The organism is Planctobacterium marinum (assembly GCF_036322805.1).
Classification (GTDB): Bacteria; Pseudomonadota; Gammaproteobacteria; order Enterobacterales; family Alteromonadaceae; genus Planctobacterium; species Planctobacterium marinum_A.
The window spans coordinates 3,157,554-3,182,875 of sequence record NZ_AP027272.1; the positions used below are offsets into that span (position 1 = coordinate 3,157,554).

The window sequence follows — 25,322 nt, forward strand, 5'->3', positions numbered from 1 at the left end:
GCCTATGCGCGAGATAAGTCGAAAGTGAATAACCCCCCATTGCCCCTCATGAAGCGCCATTGAAAAACGTTAAGCAAGTTTCCGGTGATTTTCAGGGACGAAAATCAAGTCACGTCTAAGCATGGACGCGCATCGTGACGACGGAAACTTGCAGTTTTTCAATGGATTAAGCGTAATGCGGGGAGCCTTTTTCTTTCGCATACGGTTTCTTTTTAGCAAAAAGAAATGGTATGTGGACCAAAGGGATTTGGTTCAGAAAAGCCATGGATGGCTTCTGTCAGGTTGCATTGAAGTCAAAATAGATATGGGAATTCAAAGCAAAAAGTTCGACCTACAGGCAAGTTAAGTACGGTATCAAAACCAGAACGGTTTTAGAAAAAGCCAGCCGCTTACAACAAAAAGCGGCTTGTTTATTTAAAAAATAAATGACTAAAGGGATTGAGCAGGCGCGCAAGTCCTGAAGTAAAGTACAACGGCTCATCTACGTAACTGAATACCAAACAGCCGTCTTCGTGAGTAGCCACGGGCGTATGGGTATTACTGCTATCCATCAGGATAAAATCACCGGTGTCGTAACATCGTTGTCCGTCTTGGAATTCACCATTGATCACCAAGGTTAACTCATTACCTCTGTGAGTATGCTCAGGCACACTACCGCCTGGTTCCATGAAAATAAAATGGCCTTTGCCCATTTCTCCCAGATCTACAGGTGCTTGCCATAACTTACCCACCAGTCTCGACCAGGAATCAGTTTTACTGGCAAATCGGCGCAAAGCTCTGGGCAATTCAAACCTGCGACCTTCCAACTCAAGATAGCTTGTTTGTGATTGTTCTTTTTCTTCCGATGCAGTGCTCAAATCCATGATGTCGTTCATCATCAGGTTCAAGCTACTATCCATCGTCACATGGGCATCGTTACTTAGATGTTCATGGGATAACTCTTCACTAATGGCTTCAACTTCTTTTTGGCAAAATGGACACATATCTACATGAGCAGACATCACCAGTGACCAGGCAGGATCGGCTTCACCAGATACAAATTTAACCAGTTGTTCGTGTTCAGGATGGTATTTAATCATTTTCCTTTAACAACTCTCTTAATCTTTGCAAGGCCAAACGGGTTCTTGATTTGACGGTTCCCAAGGGAATGTCCAACTCATCGGCCACTTCTTGCTGCGATTTACCCTTTACGTAAATCGCCTCTATAACGACTTGCTGCTTGACGGGCAGCTTGTCCAAAAATTCGCCCACCTGATTCAGCGTGGTTTGTTCTTCCAAATCGGCTTCATTGGGATCAGCAGTTTGCTCAAATAACACAGGCCATAAATCTTCAGAGCAGATATCTTCTTTGCGATTTTGTTGCTTGCGCAGCATGTCGAAGCGAATATTTCTCGCGATGGTGAAAATCCAGGTAGAGGGCGAACCCTTTTCGTAATTGAACAAATGAGCTTTTTGCCAAACGTTTGCCATTGTATCCTGCACCAGCTCCATTGCTAGTGCATCATTACCTATCTGGCGTAAAGCGTAAGATTTAACTCTGGGCGCAAAAAAACTGAACAATCTCGAGAACGAAACTCGACATCGTTGTTCAGCGATCTTTCGGAGATACTCTGACATTTCGTCAGCACATTCCTTGGGTTCCCGAACTCGACTCTGCTCTTCTGTCACCGTCATTCCAACCAGCATACCTTTCACCTTTTACTGAGCTTAGACAAATTTACGTACGCTTTCGATAAAAAGATCAACTTTCGCTGAAAATTACTCAATTAACGAAGCAAGAAAATCCACCACCACTTTGGGATCTTCTTGTTCGAGCAATTGCTGTTTGTCTGCGGCCTTAATGGGTAACAGCTCCAGCCAGCGATATACCACCCACGACATATCAGAAACAGGCGGTTCACTGTACAACGCGTGCAACTCTGGGTAGCTGGCAATGATTTGTACGAGTCTTTCCTGCAATGCAGTGGCTTCACAATCGGGGAAGGTTTCGGCGTGCCAGGCGTCTATTCTATGCACGTTACCCACCCGCAACTCATCGTGCTCAGTTTCAATACTGTCGATACTGAACAGAAACTCCCCTTCCACTGTAATCCCTAACAGGCCATCGTCCAACATATCAAAGTCGATGACTTTGGCATAAGTTCCGACGGGATAAATGTGTTGATTTAACTCTTTATCGCCTTTGGAATTAAGCATACAAACCCCAAACCCCTGTTGAGCTTTTAATGATTCTTTCACCATGCGCACATAACGAGGCTCAAAAATTCTAAGCGACATTTTCCCGCCCGGCAGCAAATGTGCAGACAGCGGAAATAAAGGAGTTTGAAACGTTACTGACAAATTTGTAATCTCCAGAAAATTCAGGGCTTATATAATGTACTTATACTGCGCAGATATGGATTAACTTTGATCTGAAAAACTCATTAACCAGTAACAATTGCATCAATATAGGAAACCACATGTCAGTCTTAGATACCTTTGCTCAGTTTTATAAAGCACTGCATAAAGACAACCTCCATATGCTGCAGGACATCTACCACCAAGACATTAGATTTGTTGATCCAGTGGGACAACACGAAGGCTTATCAGTTGTAGAGTCCTACTTCAGGCATTTACTGGAAACTACCATTTCCTGTGAATTTGATATTAAACATGTGGTTGCACATGACAGCTATGCCATCGCCCGATGGGAAATGATCCTGCGCCACCCTAAGCTTTCTGGTGGCAAGGTGATCAAATTAGACGGCACCAGTGAGTTGATTATCAAAAACGATAAAATTATTCAGCAAACGGACTTTTACGATATGGGTGCTATGTTCTATGAACACATCCCCATTTTGAGCACATTAGTGCGGTTTGTTAAAAATAAAATTAAAAACTATCAGGATTCATAGTGAGCAAAAAAATTGCAATTATCGGTACCGGCATTTCCGGATTAACCTGCGGTTACTTATTGAACAAAAGTAACGACATTACTCTTTTCGAGGCGAATGACTATATCGGTGGCCATACCGCCACAGTGGATGTTGATTTTGGCGACCGCCGCTATGCCATCGATACCGGGTTTATTGTTTTTAATGACTGGACCTATCCCAACTTTATCAAACTCATGAAGCAACTGGGTGTTGCAAGCCAGCCTACTGAAATGAGTTTTAGCGTAAAAAATACCGCACAAAACCTGGAATATAACGGCAATACCATCAACACGCTGTTCGCTCAACGAAGAAACATACTGCGCCCCAAATTTATCCGGATTGTCCGAGACATCCTTAAATTTAATAAAGTATGTAAAGCAGAGCACAGCAAGCCAAGCTTTGCTGACGACGCTACGCTGGGTGATCTGATTCAAAAACACAATCTCAGTGATGATTTTGCGCAAAACTATATCTTACCCATGTGCGCAGCTATCTGGTCTTCAAGCCTTGAGAGCGTTAAAGGATTTCCACTGCGTTTCTTTTTGCAGTTTTTCATGAATCACGGATTGCTGAACATTACCGACCGACCGCAGTGGTACACACTTATTGGTGGTTCCCGTAGTTATATTAAACCCCTGACCCGAGATTTCTCGGACAAAATTCACCTCAACAGCGGCGTGCAATCTGTTACCAGAGTCGCCAATGGCTATCAAATAACGTCATTAAACAGCGCCCTCGATGGCGTCTATGACGAGGTGATCTTTGCCTGTCACAGCGACCAGGCACTGGCCATGTTGCAAAACCCTACGGCTGGGCAAAACGAGGTTTTGGGTGCGATCCCTTATGCTGATAACGAGGTAGTACTGCACACAGATACCGATATTCTCCCCAAACGCCCATTGGCTTGGGCTAGCTGGAACTACATGCTGGAAGGCGGCAACGACGAACAAATAGCCCCTGCAACCCTGACTTACGACATGAATATCCTGCAGCGCATTGAGTCTGACACCACTTTTTGCGTTACACTGAATGCCACCAGCAAAATTAACCCCAACAAGATCTTGCGCACCTTTAATTACGCCCATCCACAATTCAGCGAGCAAACGATTGCCGCGCAGCAAAAGCGCAACCAGATATGTGGTGTTGATGGTGTGCATTTCTGCGGTGCCTATTGGTACAACGGCTTCCACGAAGACGGCTTGCGCAGTGCGTTGGATGTGTGTGAGCGATTTGGTGAGTCGCTTTAGTTATGACTCAAGCAGTAACCTCCACCAACTACTCAAGTGCGCTGTATATCGGTGAAACCTGGCATCAGCGCTTTGTGCCCAAAAATCACAAATTCAAATACAACATTATGATGTTTTGGTTAGATTTGGATGAGGTGGCACTGCTGGACCAGAAGCTCAGTTTGTTCAGTGCTGAAAAGTTTAATTGGGTGCAATTTCGCCGCGGTGACTTCTTAACCAATAATCAGCAAACTCTGAAACAAGAGGTATTGCAGACTATGTCGGAAAAAGCAGGCACTCCGCTATCGGGTAAGGTGTTTTTGCTGTCACCACTGCGGATCCTCGGAATGTATTTCAGCCCGGTGAATTTTTATTATCTGCAAAATGACGCGGGAGAGTTCAGCCATCTATTGGCAGAGGTGAGTAATACTCCCTGGAATGAGCGCCACTGTTACCTGGTTGACCTCAAAGAGCAAAAAGATAGCGACAAGGCTTTTCACGTGTCACCGTATAATCCCATCGACATGCAATACCGATGGAATATCAAACCTCCCGGCAACAAACTATTCCTGCAACTGGACTGTTTAAAAACCGACAAACACTTTACTGCCGCTATTGGCTTAAAACGCATGGAATTAAGCAACAGCGTGATGCGCAAATCCTTATTCCAGTTTCCCCATATCACTTTGAAAACCCTGTTTGGCATTTACTGGCAAGCGTTAAAACTGTTTGCCAAACGCGTGCCCATATACGATCATCCCAAAAGCGCAGGACGATGACTTCCAATCGGACTTGTTAGTCGTCCTCTGCCCCGTTAATACAGTCAGAAATGCGCTTCAGTCTTTGCAGTGCTTTGAAGTTAACACTGCCTTTGGGAAACTTCCCTTTGGCTGAAAGTTTACCGGCATCAGTCCCGGTTAACAGGGTAACCGCTTCATCAACAGTTGCGACACAGTAGATATTGAATACCCCTTTTTTAACGGCTTCAACCACTTTACTGTCCAGCACTAGATTGATTTGGTTAGATTTAGGCACAACCACACCTTGGTTTCCGGTGAAGCCACGGTGCTGACAAAGTTTGAAAAAGCCTTCAATCTTTTCGTTGACGCCCCCGATAGATTGCACTTCACCATACTGGTTAATGGAGCCGGTTATCGCCAGCTCTTGTCTGACCGGAATCCCCGTAAGTGCAGACAACAAAGCAATAAGCTCAGCCAGCGACGCACTATCGCCATCTACATGACCATAGGATTGCTCAATGGCAATATTGGCTGATAGCGTGAGCGGAAAATCCTGTGCGTATTTATGGCCAAGATAGCCAGTGAGCAACATAACTCCTTTGGAGTGAATGGGCTGACCTAACTCCACTTCTCTTTCGATATCAACGACACCATTGGAGCCTGCATACACCGTAGAGGTAATGCGCGCCGGAGTACCAAAGACACTATCGCCAATTTCCAGTACCGTCAGACCATTGACCTTACCCACAGCCTCTCCTTGGGTGTCGATAAGTACCTGACCTTCTTTGATATCGTCCAGTAATGCCTGGCTGATGCGACCACTGCGGCGTTTTTTCGCATCCAGCGCCTCATTAATATGGGAAACATCTATTTCCAGCTCACCTTTTTGGCGACAGAAAAAGGCAGCTTCTTGCAACAGCTCAATCACGTCTGCAAAACGTGCCGAGAGACGTTCCTGATGCTCTGCCGTGCGCAAGCTATACTCTACTAACTTATGCATGGCAGGGTTAGAAATACTGGTAAGTTCAAGGCGTTTAACCTGGTTGCGCACTCGCCCGACAAAGTCAAACAAGTTGGTTTTATTCAGCTCAATTTCTGAATCAAAATCCACCAGCACGCGGAATAACTCCTCAAACTCGTCATCGTATTCCTGCAACATGTAATACAAGTCGCGGGTTCCCAGCAAAATCACTTTTACATTCAGCGGGATCTGCTGCGGATTGAGGGTGATGGAGTTAACCATGCCGTAGTCGTGTTGGGAAATATCCAGCTTCACTTCGCCAAACTTTAGCGCCAGCTTCAGGGATTCCCAGACAAAGGGTTGCTGAATCATTTTGTCGGCATCCAGCAGCAAATAACCACCATTGGCTTTGTGTAATGCACCTGGCCTTATCATGCGAAAATTAGTGAACAATGACCCTTGCACGTTGCTGTATTCAATGCGCCCGAAAATATTCTGATACGTCGGGTTAGGTTCATACACCACTGGGGCACCACTGTCGGGTTCATGAGTAGTGATGATATTCGGCAGATATTGCTCTTCTAATATGGTGCGTTTGTCATATTCGTCGTGCTTGTCTTCTTTGCTGTCAGGAGCCAACACCTCCACCACGATTTTCACCAAATCTGGCTTCATTTGTCGCAAGAACTTAAGGATCCCCAATTCGGCACTGTATTTGTGCTCTAGTTGTTTCAACAGGGGTTTTATGGCTTGTTCTGCGGTTTCTTTTTTGAGTTTGCGCAAACGCTCGGAAGACTCACGTTTCCACTGTGGCAACTCAATGAGTTTCTCATTGAGAATTTCTTCCAGTTCATCAATCAAATCGTAAAAGTACTGGCGCTTTTCGTCTGATAGTTTGGCAAAGTCTTCATCCTCGATAGGTTTGCCATCAATGATGGGAGAAAAACTGATGGTGCCGTCTTCTTCATACAAGGCGACATTCTTCTTCTGGGCGTAGATTTCTATTTCATCAATAACTTTGTCGTAACGCTGATCATAATCACGGGCCACCGCTGCTTTTTTGCGTTGATAACCGGGGTTGTCATAAACCGCTGGAAAGGTATCCAATAGCTCATCTATCAGGCTATTGATTTCTTTAACAAGCTGCTTTCCCTCACCCGGCGTTAAGCGCAACGCAATGGGTTCCCGCTCATCATCAAAGTTATTGATATAACACCAGTCAAATGGCGTGTCAGTTTTGCTTACAAATTTTTCAACGTATTCGTGCACCAGGGTATAGCGCCCTGTCGCGTGCTCACCCATTACGTAAAGATTATAACCACTGGCATCGATACCAAGACCAAATTCCAGTGCTTCTCTGGCTCTCTCCTGACCAATAAAGGTACTGTGTAGCACCGCATCGTCTTTGAGTGCGTGATTGATCAAACGCTTGTGAATATTGGCGGACAGATGTTCTGGTTCCAGCGGCGCAATTGGCTTCATAATTTCCTTAGCATATCGGCATTTTGCTTATTTTCATGTCTAGTGAAACTTGATTATTTGTCGCTGTCAAACCATGATTCGCTAAAGGCAATTCTTTGCCCAATTTTCACTCGAATTTTCGGACTAAATTATGCAAATTAAAAAAACCATCGCTTCTTTATTAGTGTCCGTTTCTTGCTGTTTAACAGCACAAGCAGAAGTATTAAGTGTTGCAGAGCACGGCTTTATCATTGAAAACAGCATCACTACCGATGCATCGCAACAGGAAGCCTGGCGAGCCCTTATCGACCATCCCGACAAATGGTGGCCCGCAGATCACACCTGGTGGGGCAAGGCAGAAAACCTCAGTATTGATGAGCAAGCGGGCGGCTGTTTTTGCGAAATCTCAGGTAATAACTCTGCAGAGCACATGCGCATTAGTTTTGTAGACCAATACAACCTGTTGCGCATGACAGGTGGCTTGGGACCATTGCAGGGTATGGGCATGCATGGTGCTCTAGACTGGAGTTTTTCTGTAAGCGAAGAGGGTAAAACCCAAATTAGCCTGAAATACACGGTAACCGGGATCAATCCCGGTGGTTATGACACCCTCGCGCCAATTGTGGATAAGGTACAGGCACAACAGCTTGCTGGTTTACTTAACTTTATAAATGCGCAACAGGACAAGTGATAACTATTTGTCCCTCTTTGTGTCGACCGCTTCAATGGTTAACTGGTTAATTTTATCCAGCAGTTTCTGGGCTCGCTTTTTGGTGGGTTCACTGTGTGTCCAATTAATCACGTTATTCAAAAAAAAGCGCCCGTACTCAGTTTTCCCAGCTTCCACCATATAATATCCAGCAACATGATTTGCGTGTACGCCGGAAGGTTCCATTTGATATTGTGCTATCGCATAATCAATCGCCTTTTGGCGTTGCCCTAGACTCCAGGCCACCTCAGCTAATGTTCTATATACAGAGGCTGTTACTTTTAGATTTTCAGCGATGAGTAATTGCGCGTAAGCTTTAGTGTACAAACTCTGTTCATTGCGCTTTTTAGCCAGGGTTATGTACGTTTTTGCGATATGCAGGTGAGTCTCCCACGTTTTTTTGTCACTGCTTAATGCCTCGTTGAGCATGGCATCAGAATAACTAAAGTCGCCCTGCAGCGCAGCGTTATTCGCTTCATAGGCCAAAGCCAAGCTTACTTTGTTTTGCAGCGCTATCTGGAAATATTTTTGATTGACCTCGGGGATTCTCTTATAGGTGAGCTGAGAGTAAAACAGTGCAGCCTCGGCGTCTGAAACAGAACTTTCAGTAACCTTAAGGTTTATTTTCGGCCGCGCCATGCGCATGGCAGTATTGCGCCGCTTTTTAGCATAACCGATAAGGGTTTTATTGAATTCTTCTGGCTTGATATTAAAAGCTTGTTCAAAAGCTTGTGACGAGTTAATGCCCTCGTTGAACAAGCGAAGATATTGTTGTAGTTGCGGGTTGTAGTTCTTCTCACCATTAAACTCACCCGCAATCAAATAATGTGTAGCTAGCCACGAAGACACATAAAACTTATATTGGTAATTGTCCGTTTTATCTTGCGACTTACTTTGGTTAGTCTGCTCTATGAGCTTTTGAAACGACAAGGTGCCAGAATACTTTAAGTACCGCATATAATGTTCAGGGCGACTACCAAAAGTAATAGAGTCATCATCAATCTCAACAACGCCAAAAAAGGTTGCTAGTCCCTCGTCATACCAGGTGGGATATTGATAAGGTACAGAAGCCCTGACAATGTAATGCAGATATTCATGGAACAGCACAAAATTATCTTCGATGCTGGACTCTTCAGGCCCTATAACCAGATAGGGGCCGCTACTGTTGTAAAAACCCGCCGCATTCATGTTTCCGCGGATCTCGCTGTAATCATTGCTATCTGAAAAGGCATAAATGCGCATCGGAGCGAGTTTTACGTTTGGATCTAAGCCCAGCATTGCATACACCGCATAGCGGTATACTTCAAAATACTCTAGTTTTGCTCTGGCTCTTTGAGCGTCATATTGTGCATAAAACTCAAAATTGGGAGTAGATAGTAAAGTCCATTCATCTGTATCCGCATAGCTTGAAGAGCCGCAGACCAAAAACAGTAATAGTGCGATAAAAAGGCGAAAACTAGACTTCATAAACAATCCGTGTAATGCAAAATGAGAGAACTTTTAAACGCCTCTGATTGTATGTGTATCCTCAAAGATTGACAACACGCAATGGCTCTTGGCAAAGTAACCGAAAAATTCTGCTTCATATCGCCCTGGATACGTAATTAACGGTTGTTCAGCAATAGCGCTCTGAGTTATTCTTAGCGCAATTTTATCTCTCGCAAAATGAATGCCGAGACAGCGAATAAAGTAGTTTAAACGGAATCCTGAATGACCGCAGAATACAGCCCACAAGAATTAGAATCCAACGTTCAAAAATACTGGCAAGAAAACCAGACTTTTAAAGCCACTGAAGACGACAACAAGGACAAGTTTTATTGCCTCTCCATGTTCCCCTACCCCAGTGGTCGTCTGCATATGGGTCATGTGCGTAATTACAGTATCGGCGATGTGATTAGCCGTTATCAAAGAATGCAGGGCAAAAACGTATTGCAACCCATTGGATGGGATGCCTTTGGTTTACCGGCGGAAAATGCCGCTATCCAGAATAAAACCGCTCCCGCTAAGTGGACCTATGCCAATATCGAATACATGAAACAGCAACTACTGTCATTGGGATTTGGCTACGACTGGGACCGCGAACTGGCCACCTGTAAAAAAGAATATTATCAATGGGAACAGTGGTTCTTTACCCGCCTATACGAAAAAGGCTTGGTATACCGCAAAAACTCAACCGTGAACTGGGATCCGGTTGACCAAACTGTCTTGGCCAACGAGCAGGTTATTGATGGTCGAGGATGGCGCTCAGGTGCTCTGGTGGAACAAAAAGAGATCCCACAGTGGTTTATTAAAATTACCGACTACGCGCAAGAGCTGTTAGATGATCTGGACAAACTGGAAGGCTGGCCAGAGCAAGTTAAGGCTATGCAGCGCAACTGGATTGGTCGCTCAGAAGGTGTGGAAATGACTTTCCAGGTGGCGGATAGCGGTGAATTCTTTGATATCTACACTACTCGCCCGGATACCTTGATGGGTGTTACCTATGTTGCTCTGGCTGCACAGCATCCTCTGGCGCTGGAAGCCGCTAAAAACAATGCCGAATTAGCAGCCTTTATCGAAGAGTGCAAAAACACCAAAGTCGCAGAAGCGGACCTGGCCACCATGGACAAAAAAGGCTGTGCTACGGGCCTGATGGCTGTTCACCCACTGACTGGCGAACAGGTGCCGGTGTGGGTAGCAAACTTTGTCCTGATGGATTACGGCTCAGGTGCGGTAATGGCAGTTCCGGGACACGATCAACGGGATTGGGAATTCGCCACTAAGTACGGTTTGGAAATAAAACAAGTGATTGCCGCTACGGGTGACAGCGAATGTGATATCAGTAACGCCGCTTATACCGAAAAAGGTCTGCTGATTAATTCTGGCGAATTCGATGGCCTGACTAGCGAAGCGGCGTTTAAAGCCATCGCTGACAAGCTCATTGCCGAGCAAAAAGGCAATATCAAGGTTAATTTCCGCTTGCGCGATTGGGGTGTTTCTCGCCAACGCTATTGGGGCACACCGATCCCAATGCTCAACCTGGAAGATGGCTCCTCGGCACCGGTACCACCAGAGCAACTGCCGGTAGAATTACCAGAAGATGTGACGATGGACGGCGTAACCTCGCCAATTAAAGCGGATCCCCAGTGGCGAAAGACTGAACACAACGGTCAACCGGCAGAACGCGAAACCGATACCTTCGACACTTTTATGGAATCCAGCTGGTACTATGCCAAGTATAGTTCCCCTTCCAATGAGCAAATGCTCAATCCAGAAGAGGCCAATCACTGGTTACCGGTAGATCAATACATTGGTGGTATTGAGCACGCAATACTGCACTTGTTGTACGCCCGTTTCTTCCACAAATTGTTACGCGATGAAGGTTTGGTTAATTCTAATGAGCCTTTCACCCGCCTATTGTGTCAGGGTATGGTGTTAGCCGACTCTTTCCGCCGCAAAGACGAAAAAGGCGGCGATATCTGGTTTAATCCTGCCGACGTAGAAGTACAGCGCGACGAAAAAGGACGGGTTACCTCTGCCATTTTGAAATCTGACGGTCAGCCTGTTGAACACTGTGGCATGACTAAGATGTCTAAATCAAAAAACAATGGTGTTGATCCGCAGTCGGTTATCGAACTGTACGGTGCTGATACTATCCGCTTGTTTACCATGTTTGCTGCGCCACCAGAGCAAACTCTGGAATGGGTAGATTCTGCAGTTGAAGGGGCGCACCGCTTCCTGAAGCGTTTCTGGCGCTATGTCACCGAAAACGTTGCTCAAGGTGAAGTTGAAGCCGTTAACCCTGATGCGTTAAATGCCAACCAGAAAGCATTGCGTCGCGACTTGCACAAAACCATTGCCAAAGTTTCTGACGACATTAACCGTCGCCAGACCTTCAATACTGCCATTGCAGCCATAATGGAGCTGCTCAATGGTGCTCAAAAAGCGCCACAGGAAAATGCTCAAGACCGCGCAGTTGCGAGAGAGGTGGCAACTGCCATGACGCAAATGCTCAACCCGATCACACCGCATATCTGTCATGAGCTTTGGAAAATTCTTGGCCATGATTCGAATATCGAATCATCTGGTTGGCCGGTGGCGGATAATGCCGCGATGGTTGAAGACGAAAAACTCATTGTTGTGCAGGTGAACGGCAAGGTTAGAGCTAAGATCACTGTGGCAGCTGATGCCAGCAAAGAAGCTGTAGAAAAGATCGGTACTGAACACGAAAACGTGCAAAACTTTACGGAAGGCAAAACCATTCGCAAAGTAATTTACGTGCCGGGCAAACTTCTCAACATTGTGGCCAACTAGTGACTGGCCGCAGCCCCCGTCGCCTCTTTTGGCTATTGCTTGTGGTCGCAGCCCTGCTCACCAGTGGTTGTGGCTTCAAGCTGCGCAATGACTTTCAACTGGACCCGCGCTTTCAAAAAGTTCGGGTACTCAACGCCAGTCAAAAAACGCCGCTTACGGAAACGTTGATCAAACGCTTGGATATTTATTCCGCGGACGTTATCAATCGCAGTAATCCGAAACAGCATCATGAATTTTCGGTGCCCACCCTGTTTGTTATGCCAGAGCGGTTGGAACGCAAGCTACTCTCGCTTTTTCCCACGGGACAGGTGGCAGAGTATGAACTGCTGTATTATTGCCAATACCAATTGCAGATGCCAAACGGCGATATCCAGGACTATTCATTTGAGCTTACCCGCGAATATCAAGATGATCCCGATCAGGTGCTGGCGAAATCCAGAGAGCTTAACCTGATATTGTCGGAAATGCGTCGTCAGGCGGCGGATCGCATTATTCGTCAGCTCAGCAAAAACAAATATCAAAACTGATGCAAGTTTACCCTAATCAGTTAAGCGCACAGCTGAACAAAAGCTTACCGAATCAAATTTTGCTGTTCGGCGAAGAGCCCCAGCAAAAACTGGAAGCCTTGCAGAAGATTCGCGACACCGCTCAACAGCAGGGTTTTACTGAGCGTCATAGTCTGGTGGCCGACAACCAATTTGAGTGGCAAAACCTGGTGGATGCCTATCAAAGTATGAGTTTGTTTGCTGAAAGACAACTCATAGAGTTGGAAATTCCCACCGGTAAACCCGGTACCGAAGGTGCCAAAACCCTGTTGGAAATCAGCGCTAAAGACAATCCCGATATCGTTTTAGTGGTGCATGGCGGTAAAATCGGTAAAGACGTACAAAATACCAAATGGTTTAAAGCCTTAGATAAACAAGGCATTTATGTGCCTTGTTTCGTGCTTGAAGGAAACCGACTGGCACAATGGATCTCAGGAAAACTCAGTGAAAATGGCATCAATAACACCCCGGAGTTAGTGGGCTTTTTCTGCGATTTTTTCGAGGGTAATTTGATTGCTGCCGTGCAGGAAATGGAAAAGCTGAAACTGCTCTTTCCCGACGGTAACGTATCCAGGCAAGATATCTCTGGCATGGTGTCAGAGCAATCTCGTTACAACGTATTCCAGTTGACCGATGCTATTTTAGCTGGCGATGCCCAGCGTAGTATTAAGTTATTGGGACGACTGGAAAGCGAAGGTATTGAACCCGTGGTTATCTGCTGGGCACTGGTGAGAGAATGGCAAGTGTTGGACGCGCTATCGTCAGCTATGGCTCTTTCCCATCCCACAGACAGGGTGTTCAGCCAGCACCGAATATGGAAAAACAAGCAGTCTGCTTATCTCAATTTGCTAAGGCGCCTTGATCAGCAACAATTAATGGAAATCAGGGATAAACTATCAGCCTTTGATGTTGCAGTGAAAAGCAGTGCAATTAAGCGTCCCTACGTGGAACTTTGTCACTTGTGTTTGTTATTTATGCCGATGGCATTAACAAACCTGCAAATGGATTATGCTTGAGAAAGCTCAAAAGCATTAAATGTATTATACCCAAACTACCTCAAGATACTCGACTTCAGCGGGAGGATAAAAGGATTTAGGCAAGGTAAATTGTAGATGGCATGGTTGTTCTCACGTCGAAACAATTTAACGCCGCATGAATGCTTTTAGGCCCCGCCCTTCGGGAGCTTCACAGCGCTTCCATTACTGTGTTGCACTTGTTTGAAAGGTTGCCGACATTCCTACTCAAGTGCGCCTTGTACTGAAAGCGCTGTGATAGCTCTGAAGCTGGCATCTTGAGGTGATTTGGGTATATGTAATCACTTTTAATGACGTTATTTTATAAGCCATCCCATTGCGGTTGCTTTATACTAAAGTAGTAGAGTAAATGAAATCAGGAGAAAAATTGGAGCACGAAGAACTTAAACGCTTCGTTAAACACCAAATCGAAGACGTAAAAGGCAGAGACATTATTGATATTGATGTAACCGGTAAAAGTAGTGTTACCGACACCATGTTAATATGTTCAGGCAATTCCAAACGACACGTTGTCTCAATCGCGCAGAACCTTGTGCAGCAAAGCAAACAGTTAGGCGAAAAACCATTAAATGTCCAAGGCCAAGATACCGGCGAATGGGTATTGATAGATTATGGTGACGTTGTGGTTCACGTCATGCAGGACGAAACCCGAGATTTTTATCAGTTAGAAAAAATTTGGAATTAAATGCACATTAATGTCGTTGCCGTAGGCAACAAAATGCCAGACTGGGTCAGCCGTGGCGTAGAGGAGTATTTGCGCCGAATGCCACCCGACTATCGGGTATCATTCACCGAAATCCCGCCGGGTAAACGCACGAAAAATGCCGACATTGCGCGAATTTTGCAAAAAGAGGGCGAGCTTATTCAAAACGCCATCCCCAAAGGCAATAGAGTAATCGCATTAGAGGTTACAGGCGCTGCGTGGGACACCCATAAATTGGCGCAGAACATGGAAAAGTGGCAACTGGATGGGCGCAATGTTAGCCTTATGATTGGCGGCCCGGAAGGATTATCCAAAGATTGTTTGAACCTTGCTGAACAAAAATGGTCACTATCTCCATTGACACTTCCTCATCCTCTGGTGCGCATCATCGTAGCAGAGAGTCTTTTCCGGGGTTGGTCGCTAAACAATAACCACCCATATCACAGAGAGTAAAGGATGGCGCCAAAGCGCGTAGTCATTAGAGATCATTCGGCTGAAGCGAACCTTTTTGCTCGCCGAGCCTTAATCGCCATGATAGTTATCACTATGATGGCAGGCGCATTGCTCTTTAATTTATATCACTTGCAAGTGACTCGTTACGACGATTATCAAACTCGCTCTAACGGAAACCGCATCAAGGTATTGCCCGTCCCCCCTAACCGGGGTCTGATTTATGATCGCAATGGCGTATTATTAGCGGAAAACAAGCCCGTTTTTAGCTTGCAGATAGTTCCAAATGAAGTTAAAGACCTCAACACTACTGTCAGTGAATTAGCGCAATTACTCAGTATTTCAGAGTCCAATGTAGAAGACTTTTACAAAGACTATCGCCGCCAAAGACGCTTTAAGCCAGTGACTTTACTTAATCGCCTGAGTAAAGAAAACGTCGCACTATTTTCCGCACAACAGCACCGCTTCCCAGGAGTGTCCATTGAAGCTCGTTTGACCCGTCATTATCCCTTTGGCGATACCTTCACTCACGTTTTGGGTTATGTTGCGAAAATCAATCAGAAAGATTTGAAAAAGCTGCAAGAAGCGGGACAGGAAGCTAATTACGCTGCTACTTATGATATTGGTAAGCTCGGTATAGAAAAATACCACGAAAATATCTTGCACGGGCAAGTGGGCTCTCAGGAAGTTGAAGTGAATAACCAGGGACGCATCATCCGCACCCTCAACTTTGTTCCTCCAGTCCCCGGCAAGGACATCACGCTCAACATAGACGTTAAGTTACAGCAGGTGGCGCAAAAAGCCCTCGAAAACAACAGAGGTGCCGTGGTAGTGCTTGATGCCAGAGATGGTGGTGTGATGGCGCTCTACAGTAACCCAGCTTACGATCCTAATTTATTCGTACATGGCATCAGCTCTAAAAATTATCGCGGCCTGCTTAACTCTCCTGACAAACCGCTGATCAACCGTGCTACTCAAGGGCAGTACCCCCCGGCTTCAACGGTAAAACCTCATTTAGCGCTACTGGGTTTGGAGAAAAACTACACCCGGCTAAATAGCACGATTTTCGATAGAGGCGTTTTCCGATTGAAAAACGTCAGCCATAAATGGCGAGATTGGCTTTCATGGGGCCATGGCCACGTTAATGTAACTACAGCAATCGAAGTATCTTGCGATACTTATTTTTACGACTTGGCATACCGCATGGGAATTGATGAGATCAGCGGTTATATGGCGCAATTCGGCTTTGGAGAGTACTCGGGTCTGGATCTTTATGAGGAGTCTAGCGCTATTCTGCCCTCACGAGGTTGGAAAAAAGCCCGCATGAATGAGCCTTGGTATATGGGCGATACCATTGTCGTGGGTATCGGTCAGGGTCCGTGGACGGCGACTCCGGTTCAGTTAGCCAGCTCAGTGGCAGCATTAGTGAACCATGGCAAACGCTTCGTACCGCAAATCTACAGAGGCATCTATCAGGAAGGGCAAACCATTGTTGCCGAACCTAAAACCCGCGCTCCGATAGAGATCAAAGATGTCACCAACTGGCATATTGTATTGGATGCCATGTATGGCGTAAACCACAGAGAGCAAGGTACGGCCCGTAAAGTATTCAGTGACGCACCTTATGTTTCAGCGGGTAAGACAGGGACAGCACAGCTTGTATCTATTGCGCAAGGGGAAAAATACGACGCCGATAAACTGGACGAAAGACATCGAGATAACGCCATGTATGTGGGCTATGCACCTTATGACGCCCCGGAAATAGTCGTAGCTGTGGCGGTAGAAAACGCCGGCAGTGGCAGTGCTGAAGCTGGTCCGGTGGCGCGTATGATCATGGATCAATACTTTGCCACAGACAATGTGACCATCGCCCAAAATACCCCTAAGGAAAACCATGAGCTCTGAGAAATTAGACTCCAGAAATCAGTCATTTTTGTACAAGATCCACATTGATGGCCCGTTACTTTTGGGCTTATTGACCTTGATGATTGTGGGCTTGTTTACCATCTATTCAGCAGGTGGCCAGGATTGGGCATTGGTACAGCGCCAGATCATTCGATTGGGGGTTGCCACTGCGGTTATGCTAGCCTTAGCCCAGGTTTCACCTACGGTATTTCGCCGTTTATCGGTTTACATTTACCTCACCGGAATTTTGCTACTCATTGCCGTATTATTAGTAGGTGTAACAGGTAAAGGCGCGCAGCGCTGGCTGGATTTAGGCTTTTTTCGCTTTCAACCTTCCGAACTCTTGAAGCTGGCGGTGCCCATGATGATAGCCTGGTACATCGGCCGGAAAAACCTGCCTCCCAGAACCCTTAACGTCTTCGCCGCCCTGATACTGGTGCTAACGCCGACGTTGCTTATCGCCAAACAACCTGACTTGGGCACCTCCTTACTTATTGCCAGTTCCGGTATTTTTGCCATATTTCTGGCGGGATTACGCTGGAAGCTGCTCAGTATGTTTGCCATAGCCCTCTCTGCATTTACGCCGATTTTGTGGTTTTTCCTGATGAAGGACTATCAAAAACAGCGGGTGCTGACCTTTATGAATCCAGAGTCGGATCCCTTGGGATCGGGTTATCACATCATTCAATCAAAAATTGCCATTGGCTCAGGTGGCATGGAAGGCAAAGGTTGGTTGCAAGGTACCCAGTCTCAATTAGAGTTTTTACCAGAACGTCACACCGATTTTATTTTTTCGGTATTTAGCGAAGAATTTGGCTTTTTCGGTGTAGTTTTGTTAATCGCCTTATATTTATTTATTGTGTCGCGGGGCATGCTAATCGCGTTTCGCGCTCAAGAAGCTTACAGTAAGTTATTAGCCGGTAGTATCACCCTCACCTTCTTTGTTTATGTATTTGTAAATATGGGCATGGTTTCGGGTATTTTACCGGTAGTAGGTGTGCCCTTACCTTTAGTGAGTTATGGTGGTACATCAATGGTGACATTGATGGCAGGATTTGGCATTCTAATGTCTGTGGCAACCCGACGAAAGTTGCTGTCCAGAGAATAATGATATTTTTCGTCTAACAATCTAACAATAATCAGACCAAAGCAAATCGGGACAACAACAATAATAAAGTCCCAATAAAAAGAGGCTATTGGCATGTGTGCGCTAAAAAATTCCAGCAGGCAATATCTCATTGCACTGCTCAGCTGTGTATGTCTATCTACAGCTCCGTCTACATTGGCTCAAGAAGCTGAACCAAGAGATGCTGAAACCCAGAAAAAGGTAGAAGCATTTATCAACTCTACCGTACAGGAGTACGGCTTAGATCCTGAGTTTGTGCGCAGCACAGTCAACCAGGCTAAAAAAAATAGTCAGGTACTTGAAGCGATTGCCCGACCATGGGAAGCCAAACCCTGGTACCAATATCATCCTATTTTTCTGACCGAAAAGCGCCTTGAGCGAGGCACCGCCTTCTGGCAGAAACACCGTGAAACACTGGAACGGGCCGAAGCTGAATTAGGTGTGCCTGCTCATATTATAGTGGCCATTATAGGGGTAGAAACCTTCTATGGCTCCTACACGGGTAAATACTCTGTGTTGGACTCGCTATACTCGCTAGGTTTTTATTATCCACCTCGTTCCAAATTTTTCAAAAAGGAACTGGGGCAATATCTGAAACTTGTTCAGGAAGAAAAGTGGGATCCCCAAGCGGCTATGGGCTCTTATGCAGGTGCCATGGGCTGGGGACAGTTCATTAGCTCCAGCTACCGGCACTACGCAATAGACTTTGATGGCGATGGTAAACGCGATCTGATGAATAACCCGGTAGATGCCATCGGCAGTGTGGCTAATTACTTCAAGTTACACAAATGGCGCGCAGGGCAACCTGTGGCATACCGAGCCTCGATTACCGATAAAGCAGCAATGGAATTGCTTGATTCCGATCTCGCCATTAAGCACACCTGGCAAGAATTGTCGGATGCCGGCGTAATGTTGAAAGACACAGAACTCTCATTATCAGGCTCAACCCCCGCCAAACTGCTCGCTCTGGAGTTGGAAGAAGGTGAAGAATACTGGCTGGTACTGGACAATTTTTATGTGATCACACGCTACAACCACAGCCCACTTTACGCCATGGTGGTATATCAATTCAGTGAGCAACTCAAAGCGGTAATGCAGAGGTAAGATCATGACTCGGCTATGGATTCTGACAATCATTGTTGCGCTAAGTGGCTGTGTGTCTTCCGGTCGCTATAGTCAAAAACACGATTCTGCACCGCGACATGTTCCGGTGGAAGTGAATCTCAACGCGGCTGAGCCTCAATATGTGGAATACAAAGAAGCCAACAGTCGCCCCTATACTGTATTAGGCAAACACTACTTCCCCATGTCTGAAGGCAAAGGTTACGAAGCCGAAGGGGAAGCTTCCTGGTATGGCCAAAAATTTCACGGTCACCTGACCGCCAATGGTGAAATTTACAATATGTACGAGCTGACAGCGGCCCACAAAACTTTACCGCTGCCCTCTTTTGTAAGAGTCACCAACACTGACAATAACAAATCTACCATTGTCAGAGTTAACGACCGTGGCCCTTTCCACAATAACAGGGTCATTGACCTCTCTTGGGCTGCAGCCCGCAAGCTGGATATTCTTAAAACCGGTACCGCCCGTGTTAAATTAGAGGTGATCCACGTAGATAAAAACGGTACGGTCACCATAGGCCGGGAAGAGGTAAAACCTGAATCAGAAGAAGGTAACAATGGCACTTTCATTCAGGTAGCCGCACTAGCCGATGAACAAAGGGCCAATGAATTGGCTAAGGGCCTTGCACAGCTTTACCAGGTACCTACTTATACACCAGAAGCAGACGGCATTTTCCGCCTGCGCCTGGGTCCCTTAAGCGGTGATATCGATTCTGAAAAATTATTGCAGGATCTGCGCAGTTCTGGCTTTCACGAAGCCTTTAAATTAATACAAAATGAATGAAGCGCTAACACCACATAAAATTTAACGATTGGTTTTTCATTACACCCCGTGTATCTGTTATATTACCGCGGGTTTGCATAGTCTTCAGGGAAGAGACTCAGTTTTCAACACAGATAAGTCGGATCGAAAATGACTAAAAACAAGAAACTTTTTTCTTTTATTGCAGCTGTTGCGCTTTCGGTTAGCGCCATCTCAAACACTATTGCAGCTGTTATAGTGCCGCCACCGCCAGAGGTGAATGCCCAAGGCCATATTTTACTGGACTTTACCACCGGACACGTTATTTCCGAGCAAAATGCGGATATCAGACTAAACCCGGCCAGTTTAACCAAAATGATGACCTTGTATGTGATTGGCCAGGAGCTTAACGCCGGTAATATTCAATTAAACGATATGGTCACCATATCCGAAAATGCCTGGGCTAAGAACTTCCCTGATTCCTCTAAGATGTTCATTGAAGTAGGCACAGAGGTATCTGTTGAAGACTTGATCCATGGTATCGTTGTACAAAGCGGTAACGACGCTTGTGTCGCCATGGCTGAGCATATCGCCGGTAGCGAATCAGCATTTGCCACCATGATGAATTCTTACGCCGCCAAACTAGGTATGAGCACCACCAATTTCGTTAACTCTCACGGCTTACACGATGAGAGCCATTATACTTCGCCTCGCGATATGTCTTTACTTGCAGCCGCACTGATCAGAGACGTACCTGATGCCTATAAGTATTATTCAGTAAAAGAGTTCACCTACAACGGTATTAAGCAATACAACCGCAATAGCCTGTTGTGGGATCGCAGCATGAGTGTCGACGGTATCAAAACTGGCTACACCTCAGATGCTGGCTACAGTTTGATCACTTCAGGTACGCAGGACAACATGCGTCTGATCAGCGTGGTTATGGGTACCGAGAGTGAAAGAGCGCGTAAAGTAGAGAATAAAAAACTGCTTAAATATGGCTTCCGCTTTTATGAAACAGTTATCCCCTACACTGCCGGTGAAAGCTTTGTCTCCCATCGCATTTATATGGGCGACAGAGAAACCGTTGATTTGGGCATAACGGTAAATACGCCTATCACCATCCCTCGTGGTCAGCGCAAAAACTTGCAAGCCAACTTCGAACTGAACGAGAAACTGGAAGCGCCACTGGAAAAAGGCGAAGTTGTGGGCACCCTCTATCTGCAACTGGAAGGTGAAGATATCGCAGAATACCCCCTGGTAACGCTTCAATCTGTTGCAGAAGGTGGTTTCTTTAGTCGCATGATGGACTTTGTTAAACTCAAAATAGGCATGGAAGACTAACCCCCGCAACTGATTCTCTAGCAACTCAAGTTTACAGTTATGTTGCCCCAAACGGGGCAACATCGCTCTGAGATATAGCTTCTCAATATACCACTCCACCACTAGTATCAGGTATAATCCACCAATTAATTAAAGTTTTAGAGTTGAAGTCATGGATACACGTTTCGATGAACTATTAGAATTTCCTTGCAACCAGACGTTTAAAGTTATGGGTGTTGCTGGTGAGCAATTGCCTTTGGATGTGATTACCTGTTTACAGAAACTGGCACCCGGCGATTACAACCCAACTATTAAACCCAGCTCAAAAGGCAACTACCACTCAGTTTCCGTTAGTGTACGTGTTACCAGTAAGGAACACATGGAAACCATTTACACCGAACTAGGTGCTCTGGAACTGGTAAAGGTAGTACTGTAAATCTATGATAATCCGTGAACTTGGCAGACAGGACTACATCCCTATCTGGAATGCCATGCAGTCTTTTACCGATAAACGTGACAAAGACACGCCCGATGAGATCTGGTTGGTGGAGCACAATCCCGTTTTTACACAAGGTCAAGCGGGAAAAGCAGAGCATATCCTGGCCCCCGGCGATATTCCGGTAGTACAGGTAGACCGTGGTGGACAGGTAACCTACCACGGACCAGGGCAGCAAATGATGTATATCTTGCTGGATATCCGACGTTTAAAAACCGGCGTCCGAGAACTGGTTACAGCGCTGGAACAATGCATTGTGAACACCTTGGCGAAAAACAACGTAGAAGCCTATGCCAAAGCTGATGCACCCGGTGTTTATGTCAATGAACAAAAAGTTTGTTCGGTGGGTTTGCGCATCAGAAAAGGCTGCTCCTTTCACGGTCTGGCATTTAATGTCAATATGGATTTAGCGCCATTTCAACGTATTAATCCGTGTGGTTATCAGGGGCTGGAAATGATTGACAGCGCCCGTTTAGGTGCGGTTTCCGAACTGCAAACTGCCGGAAGAATGATTGTAGAAGAATTTTGTGCCCTGACAGGTATTCAGGAATTCAGTTATAAAGAAGGTTTCAATGAGTAATGCAAAACCAGCAGCAGGGGTTAAGCTGCGCGATGATGAAAAAGTAAAACACATTCCCATCACTATTATTCCCACTGAAAAAGCGGAGATGCTGCGCAAGCCTGAGTGGATCAAGATAAAGCTGCCCAGAACCACTGACCGCATCGAAAACATAAAAAAAACCCTGAGAAAAAATAAACTGCATTCAGTGTGTGAAGAAGCCAGCTGCCCAAACCTGGCAGAGTGTTTCAATCACGGTACAGCTACATTTATGATACTGGGTGATATCTGCACCCGACGTTGCCCCTTCTGCGACGTGGCCCACGGCAAACCCCTACCACCCAGCGCAGAAGAACCCATTAAACTGGCTAAAACCATTGCTGAAATGCAATTGAAGTACGTGGTGATCACCTCTGTAGACAGAGATGATCTGCGCGATGGAGGCGCTCAGCACTTTGTGGATTGTATTAACGCCATCAGAGAGCACAGCCCCAACACTAAGATTGAGGTGTTGGTACCGGATTTCAGAGGCCGCATGGACAGAGCCTTGGAAATCTTTAAAAACGGTGTGCCTGATGTATTCAATCACAACCTGGAAACTATTCCACGTTTGTACCGAGAGTGTCGCCCCGGGGCGAATTATCAATGGTCGTTAGATCTATTGAAGAAATTCAAAGCGCAACACCCTGATGTAGCCACCAAATCAGGCTTAATGATGGGTATGGGTGAAGAAATCGAAGAGATCGAAACGGTACTGGCAGACTTACGAGCCCACGATGTGGACATGCTCACCTTGGGTCAATACTTACAGCCTAGCAAGCACCACTACCCGGTTAAACGCTATGTACACCCTGATGAGTTTAATGCATTGAAAGACAAAGCGGATGAACTCGGATTTTTACATGCGGCTTGCGGTCCACTGGTACGCTCCAGCTACCACGCTGACAAACAAGCAGCGGGTGAAGAGGTAAAATAACCCTACAAACGGAGTCTGCGCTCGCAGGCTCCGATAATCTCACAAACGAAAGCTCTTCTCACAAGCTAAAGCTCAGCCTGAAGTCGTTGGGAAAACTCTTTAGCGTGAATAGCGAATTGCTCCAGTAGTTTATCTTCTTCCGTAATCGGCTCCCAATGGTCCACCTCGACGGGCGCACCATCATCATCCACCGCTACAAAAGAAATAATACAGGTGCAAGTTTCCTGCAAATTGAGCTCTTTCGGATCGCCTGCATTCACCGTGATAAAGATATGCATGCTGGTTTTGCCCGTGTGTACCACTTTGGCATTCAGTACCACCTTCTGCCCCACTAGTATGGGTTTTTTAAAGCGGATCCCACCTACAGACACAGTGACACAATAACTGCCACTCCACTGCGAAGCACAGGCGTACCCCGCCTGGTCCAGCCATTTCATCACCATGCCACCATGGACTTTACCACCGAAATTTACATCAGTGGGCTCTGCCAAAAATCGAAAGTCTATTTCGCGCTTGTGTAACATCCGCCCTACTCTTTAACAAATTCTACTTTCAGTATTGGTTAGAAAGCGCCTCAGGGCAATGACTCAAGACAAAAACTTAACGCCAGTTGTTGTATTGTTGCCACCACTTTTGTGCAGCAGGAACATTACCAATCTCTTCAAGAGACTGAGCGATATTAATCGCTGCGGGGCGAACATGCTCTCTCGATAATAAGCGTTCGCGCCAAATGGCTTTGTAGATATCGGGAATATAGCCCGTATCGTGAAACTCCATAAAAGTCATCCTGCCCGATAATTTATAGGCTTGAGCACTATGATTTCTACAGGTACTGGCACGAGACAAGGCGATGTCCGCGTCAAAGCCCTGCCAATACTCAAGGTTTAACGACTCTACTGAGTTACCCTCTGGCAACACAACTAAATTGGGAAACTCCTGCTGGCCATCACAATAATAATGAGCAAACTCATCACTCAACGGATATTCGTCTACAAAGCCTACAAAGTGCGCTAATTCATGCACAAAAACCGTGTATTTGTCCGCCAGGTCAAGATACATAACACCATTAACCACATTGGCTTTTCCTTGCCTGGTGAATACAGTCAGGTGAGTAAAGCTGTCGGGCTCAAAGATTTCATCCAATACAAATAACGGACATTCAATACGGTAATTGTTGCTTGCCCTATTCTGGCACTGAAATTCTGGCTGTTCCACCCACACTGGCGTATTGAGGCATATTGGTAGTGTGCTCAATTCCGTATCATCAGCAAAGCGCTGATAAAAATCATGTGCCTGTTTCATGCTATCCAGGGAGGTGGCCACAAACTGTAACTGCATGGCACATTGAGGGGCTGGTGTAGAGTGACTTTCCTGCTTCTGCCAATAGCGGGTAATCAAATTCAAGTATTGTGAGGCCTCTTCACTGCCAAGTGTTTGGGCGCTCTTGAAACTGCGTTTCGCCATTTCGCGCTTGCCAGTGCGCCACAGATGTAACGCCAGTGTCAGCGCGGCATTACCGTCTTGTTGCGCCACCTTACGCAACCAAGGCAAGGCTGACTTGTAATCTTCATGAAACCAATACCATTGATACAGGGCTTGCTGCGCAGGGAAATAGTCAAGCTGGGCAGCCTGCTCCAGAAAATACACTTTAGAATCGGGAGAATTATCGTGAATGCCCAACTCAAACAGCGCTTCCAGGTGGTGTTTTTCCGCGGCAGCCATCAAATGTCGGCGCTTTTGGGCCGGGCTATCGGTTTGCATGGCAAGATAGTAGTGAGCTTCGGCAAACCCCTTGTCAGCCAACAACCGTATCCAATGCAGATTCTGTTGCGACTCAGCTAACTTATGTAAACGTTGTGCTGCTTCTGCAGAGCCTCGCTCTGTAGCCGCAAACAAGTGAATTTCAGGCGCGATGTCTTGCTCCGCCCAAGCTTCTAATCTAGGTATATAACCACAGTAAGAGGCTTGTAACAGCGAACACATTAAAAAGGCCAAAACCAGATAAGCTTTAGCCTTGAGAAGTATTATTAACCTGG

General features: G+C 46.0%; 24 protein-coding genes. 17 read left to right on the top strand and 7 right to left on the bottom strand.

The genetic code is table 11. From position 1 onward, the window contains the following. Positions 1–410 precede the first annotated feature (410 nt). The 3 genes from AABA75_RS14075 to AABA75_RS14085 form a co-directional block, all read right to left on the bottom strand. Positions 411–1,079 (bottom strand): ChrR family anti-sigma-E factor, encoded by a 669-nt coding sequence (locus AABA75_RS14075; protein WP_338293239.1) that lies wholly within the window; start codon positions 1,077–1,079, stop codon positions 411–413. Then, positions 1,072–1,686, bottom strand: a complete 615-nt coding sequence (locus AABA75_RS14080; protein ID WP_338293241.1) for a sigma-70 family RNA polymerase sigma factor — start codon at positions 1,684–1,686, stop codon at positions 1,072–1,074. The genes AABA75_RS14075 and AABA75_RS14080 overlap by 8 nt, the downstream gene beginning before the upstream one ends. A 72-nt stretch (positions 1,687–1,758) precedes the next feature. Further along, the gene (locus tag AABA75_RS14085; protein ID WP_338293242.1) at positions 1,759–2,340 is read right to left on the bottom strand and encodes an LON peptidase substrate-binding domain-containing protein; all 582 of its coding nucleotides are present in this window, start codon (positions 2,338–2,340) and stop codon (positions 1,759–1,761) included. A gap of 119 nt (positions 2,341–2,459) precedes the next feature. Here AABA75_RS14085 and AABA75_RS14090 point away from each other — a divergent pair, with 119 nt between their 5' ends. The 3 genes from AABA75_RS14090 to AABA75_RS14100 are packed head-to-tail and all read left to right on the top strand — an operon-like array spanning position 2,460 to position 4,920. Continuing rightward, positions 2,460–2,894, top strand: coding sequence for a nuclear transport factor 2 family protein (locus AABA75_RS14090; RefSeq protein ID WP_338293243.1), 435 nt, complete (start codon positions 2,460–2,462; stop codon positions 2,892–2,894). After that, positions 2,894–4,162 carry an NAD(P)/FAD-dependent oxidoreductase gene (locus AABA75_RS14095; RefSeq protein WP_338293244.1) on the top strand — a complete coding sequence of 423 codons (1,269 nt, stop codon included), beginning with the start codon at positions 2,894–2,896 and terminating at the stop codon, positions 4,160–4,162. Before AABA75_RS14090 ends, AABA75_RS14095 begins: the two co-directional genes overlap by 1 nt. A gap of 2 nt (positions 4,163–4,164) precedes the next feature. Continuing rightward, positions 4,165–4,920: a DUF1365 domain-containing protein gene (locus AABA75_RS14100; RefSeq protein WP_338293245.1), complete on the top strand. Its 756-nt coding sequence runs from the start codon at positions 4,165–4,167 to the stop codon at positions 4,918–4,920. Between the two features lie 16 nt (positions 4,921–4,936). On the opposite strand, the gene AABA75_RS14105 is transcribed toward AABA75_RS14100, so the two are convergent. After that, positions 4,937–7,324, bottom strand: a complete 2,388-nt coding sequence (locus AABA75_RS14105; RefSeq protein ID WP_338293246.1) for a Lon protease family protein — start codon at positions 7,322–7,324, stop codon at positions 4,937–4,939. Positions 7,325–7,454: 130 nt separating this feature from the next. On the opposite strand from AABA75_RS14105, the gene AABA75_RS14110 reads away from it, so the two are divergent. Next, the gene (locus AABA75_RS14110; RefSeq protein ID WP_338293247.1) at positions 7,455–7,994 is read left to right on the top strand and encodes an SRPBCC domain-containing protein; all 540 of its coding nucleotides are present in this window, start codon (positions 7,455–7,457) and stop codon (positions 7,992–7,994) included. A gap of 3 nt (positions 7,995–7,997) precedes the next feature. Here AABA75_RS14110 and AABA75_RS14115 read toward each other — a convergent pair whose 3' ends face one another. Beyond that, positions 7,998–9,479, bottom strand: a complete 1,482-nt coding sequence (locus AABA75_RS14115; RefSeq protein WP_338293248.1) for a hypothetical protein — start codon at positions 9,477–9,479, stop codon at positions 7,998–8,000. 243 nt (positions 9,480–9,722) lie between these two features. Here AABA75_RS14115 and leuS point away from each other — a divergent pair, with 243 nt between their 5' ends. From leuS to lipA, 13 genes are all read left to right on the top strand, one after another. Next, positions 9,723–12,305 carry a leucine--tRNA ligase gene (gene leuS / locus AABA75_RS14120; RefSeq protein WP_338293249.1) on the top strand — a complete coding sequence of 861 codons (2,583 nt, stop codon included), beginning with the start codon at positions 9,723–9,725 and terminating at the stop codon, positions 12,303–12,305. Continuing rightward, positions 12,305–12,832, top strand: a complete 528-nt coding sequence (gene lptE, locus AABA75_RS14125; protein WP_338293250.1) for an LPS assembly lipoprotein LptE — start codon at positions 12,305–12,307, stop codon at positions 12,830–12,832. The genes leuS and lptE overlap by 1 nt, the downstream gene beginning before the upstream one ends. Next, complete coding sequence (holA, locus tag AABA75_RS14130; RefSeq protein WP_338293251.1) at positions 12,832–13,866, top strand: DNA polymerase III subunit delta; 1,035 nt, start codon at positions 12,832–12,834, stop codon at positions 13,864–13,866. Before lptE ends, holA begins: the two co-directional genes overlap by 1 nt. Before the next feature lie 385 nt (positions 13,867–14,251). Then, positions 14,252–14,569, top strand: coding sequence for a ribosome silencing factor (gene rsfS, locus AABA75_RS14135; protein ID WP_338294862.1), 318 nt, complete (start codon positions 14,252–14,254; stop codon positions 14,567–14,569). Continuing rightward, positions 14,570–15,040 carry a 23S rRNA (pseudouridine(1915)-N(3))-methyltransferase RlmH gene (gene rlmH / locus AABA75_RS14140; RefSeq protein WP_338293253.1) on the top strand — a complete coding sequence of 157 codons (471 nt, stop codon included), beginning with the start codon at positions 14,570–14,572 and terminating at the stop codon, positions 15,038–15,040. Positions 15,041–15,043: 3 nt separating this feature from the next. Further along, positions 15,044–16,942: a penicillin-binding protein 2 gene (mrdA, locus tag AABA75_RS14145; RefSeq protein ID WP_338293254.1), complete on the top strand. Its 1,899-nt coding sequence runs from the start codon at positions 15,044–15,046 to the stop codon at positions 16,940–16,942. Beyond that, the gene (rodA, locus tag AABA75_RS14150) at positions 16,932–18,050 is read left to right on the top strand and encodes a rod shape-determining protein RodA (protein WP_338293255.1); all 1,119 of its coding nucleotides are present in this window, start codon (positions 16,932–16,934) and stop codon (positions 18,048–18,050) included. Before mrdA ends, rodA begins: the two co-directional genes overlap by 11 nt. A 93-nt stretch (positions 18,051–18,143) precedes the next feature. Further along, on the top strand, positions 18,144–19,172 hold the full coding sequence (gene mltB, locus AABA75_RS14155; protein ID WP_338293256.1) for a lytic murein transglycosylase B: 1,029 nt from the start codon (positions 18,144–18,146) through the stop codon (positions 19,170–19,172). A gap of 4 nt (positions 19,173–19,176) precedes the next feature. Then, positions 19,177–19,974, top strand: coding sequence for a septal ring lytic transglycosylase RlpA family protein (locus AABA75_RS14160; RefSeq protein ID WP_338293257.1), 798 nt, complete (start codon positions 19,177–19,179; stop codon positions 19,972–19,974). A 129-nt stretch (positions 19,975–20,103) separates the two neighbouring features. Beyond that, complete coding sequence (locus tag AABA75_RS14165) at positions 20,104–21,276, top strand: serine hydrolase (protein ID WP_338293258.1); 1,173 nt, start codon at positions 20,104–20,106, stop codon at positions 21,274–21,276. Between the two features lie 151 nt (positions 21,277–21,427). Further along, positions 21,428–21,691, top strand: a complete 264-nt coding sequence (ybeD, locus tag AABA75_RS14170; protein ID WP_338293259.1) for a DUF493 family protein YbeD — start codon at positions 21,428–21,430, stop codon at positions 21,689–21,691. A 4-nt stretch (positions 21,692–21,695) separates the two neighbouring features. Beyond that, positions 21,696–22,331 carry a lipoyl(octanoyl) transferase LipB gene (gene lipB / locus AABA75_RS14175; protein ID WP_338293260.1) on the top strand — a complete coding sequence of 212 codons (636 nt, stop codon included), beginning with the start codon at positions 21,696–21,698 and terminating at the stop codon, positions 22,329–22,331. After that, entirely contained in the window at positions 22,324–23,286 is a 963-nt protein-coding gene (gene lipA / locus AABA75_RS14180) for a lipoyl synthase (protein ID WP_338293261.1), read from the top strand. Before lipB ends, lipA begins: the two co-directional genes overlap by 8 nt. A 65-nt stretch (positions 23,287–23,351) precedes the next feature. On the opposite strand, the gene AABA75_RS14185 is transcribed toward lipA, so the two are convergent. Together AABA75_RS14185 and AABA75_RS14190 are read right to left on the bottom strand one after the other, a co-directional pair. Further along, the gene (locus AABA75_RS14185; protein WP_338293262.1) at positions 23,352–23,810 is read right to left on the bottom strand and encodes an acyl-CoA thioesterase; all 459 of its coding nucleotides are present in this window, start codon (positions 23,808–23,810) and stop codon (positions 23,352–23,354) included. A gap of 76 nt (positions 23,811–23,886) precedes the next feature. Continuing rightward, positions 23,887–25,269, bottom strand: coding sequence for a hypothetical protein (locus AABA75_RS14190; protein WP_338293263.1), 1,383 nt, complete (start codon positions 25,267–25,269; stop codon positions 23,887–23,889). Positions 25,270–25,322: the final 53 nt, after the last annotated feature.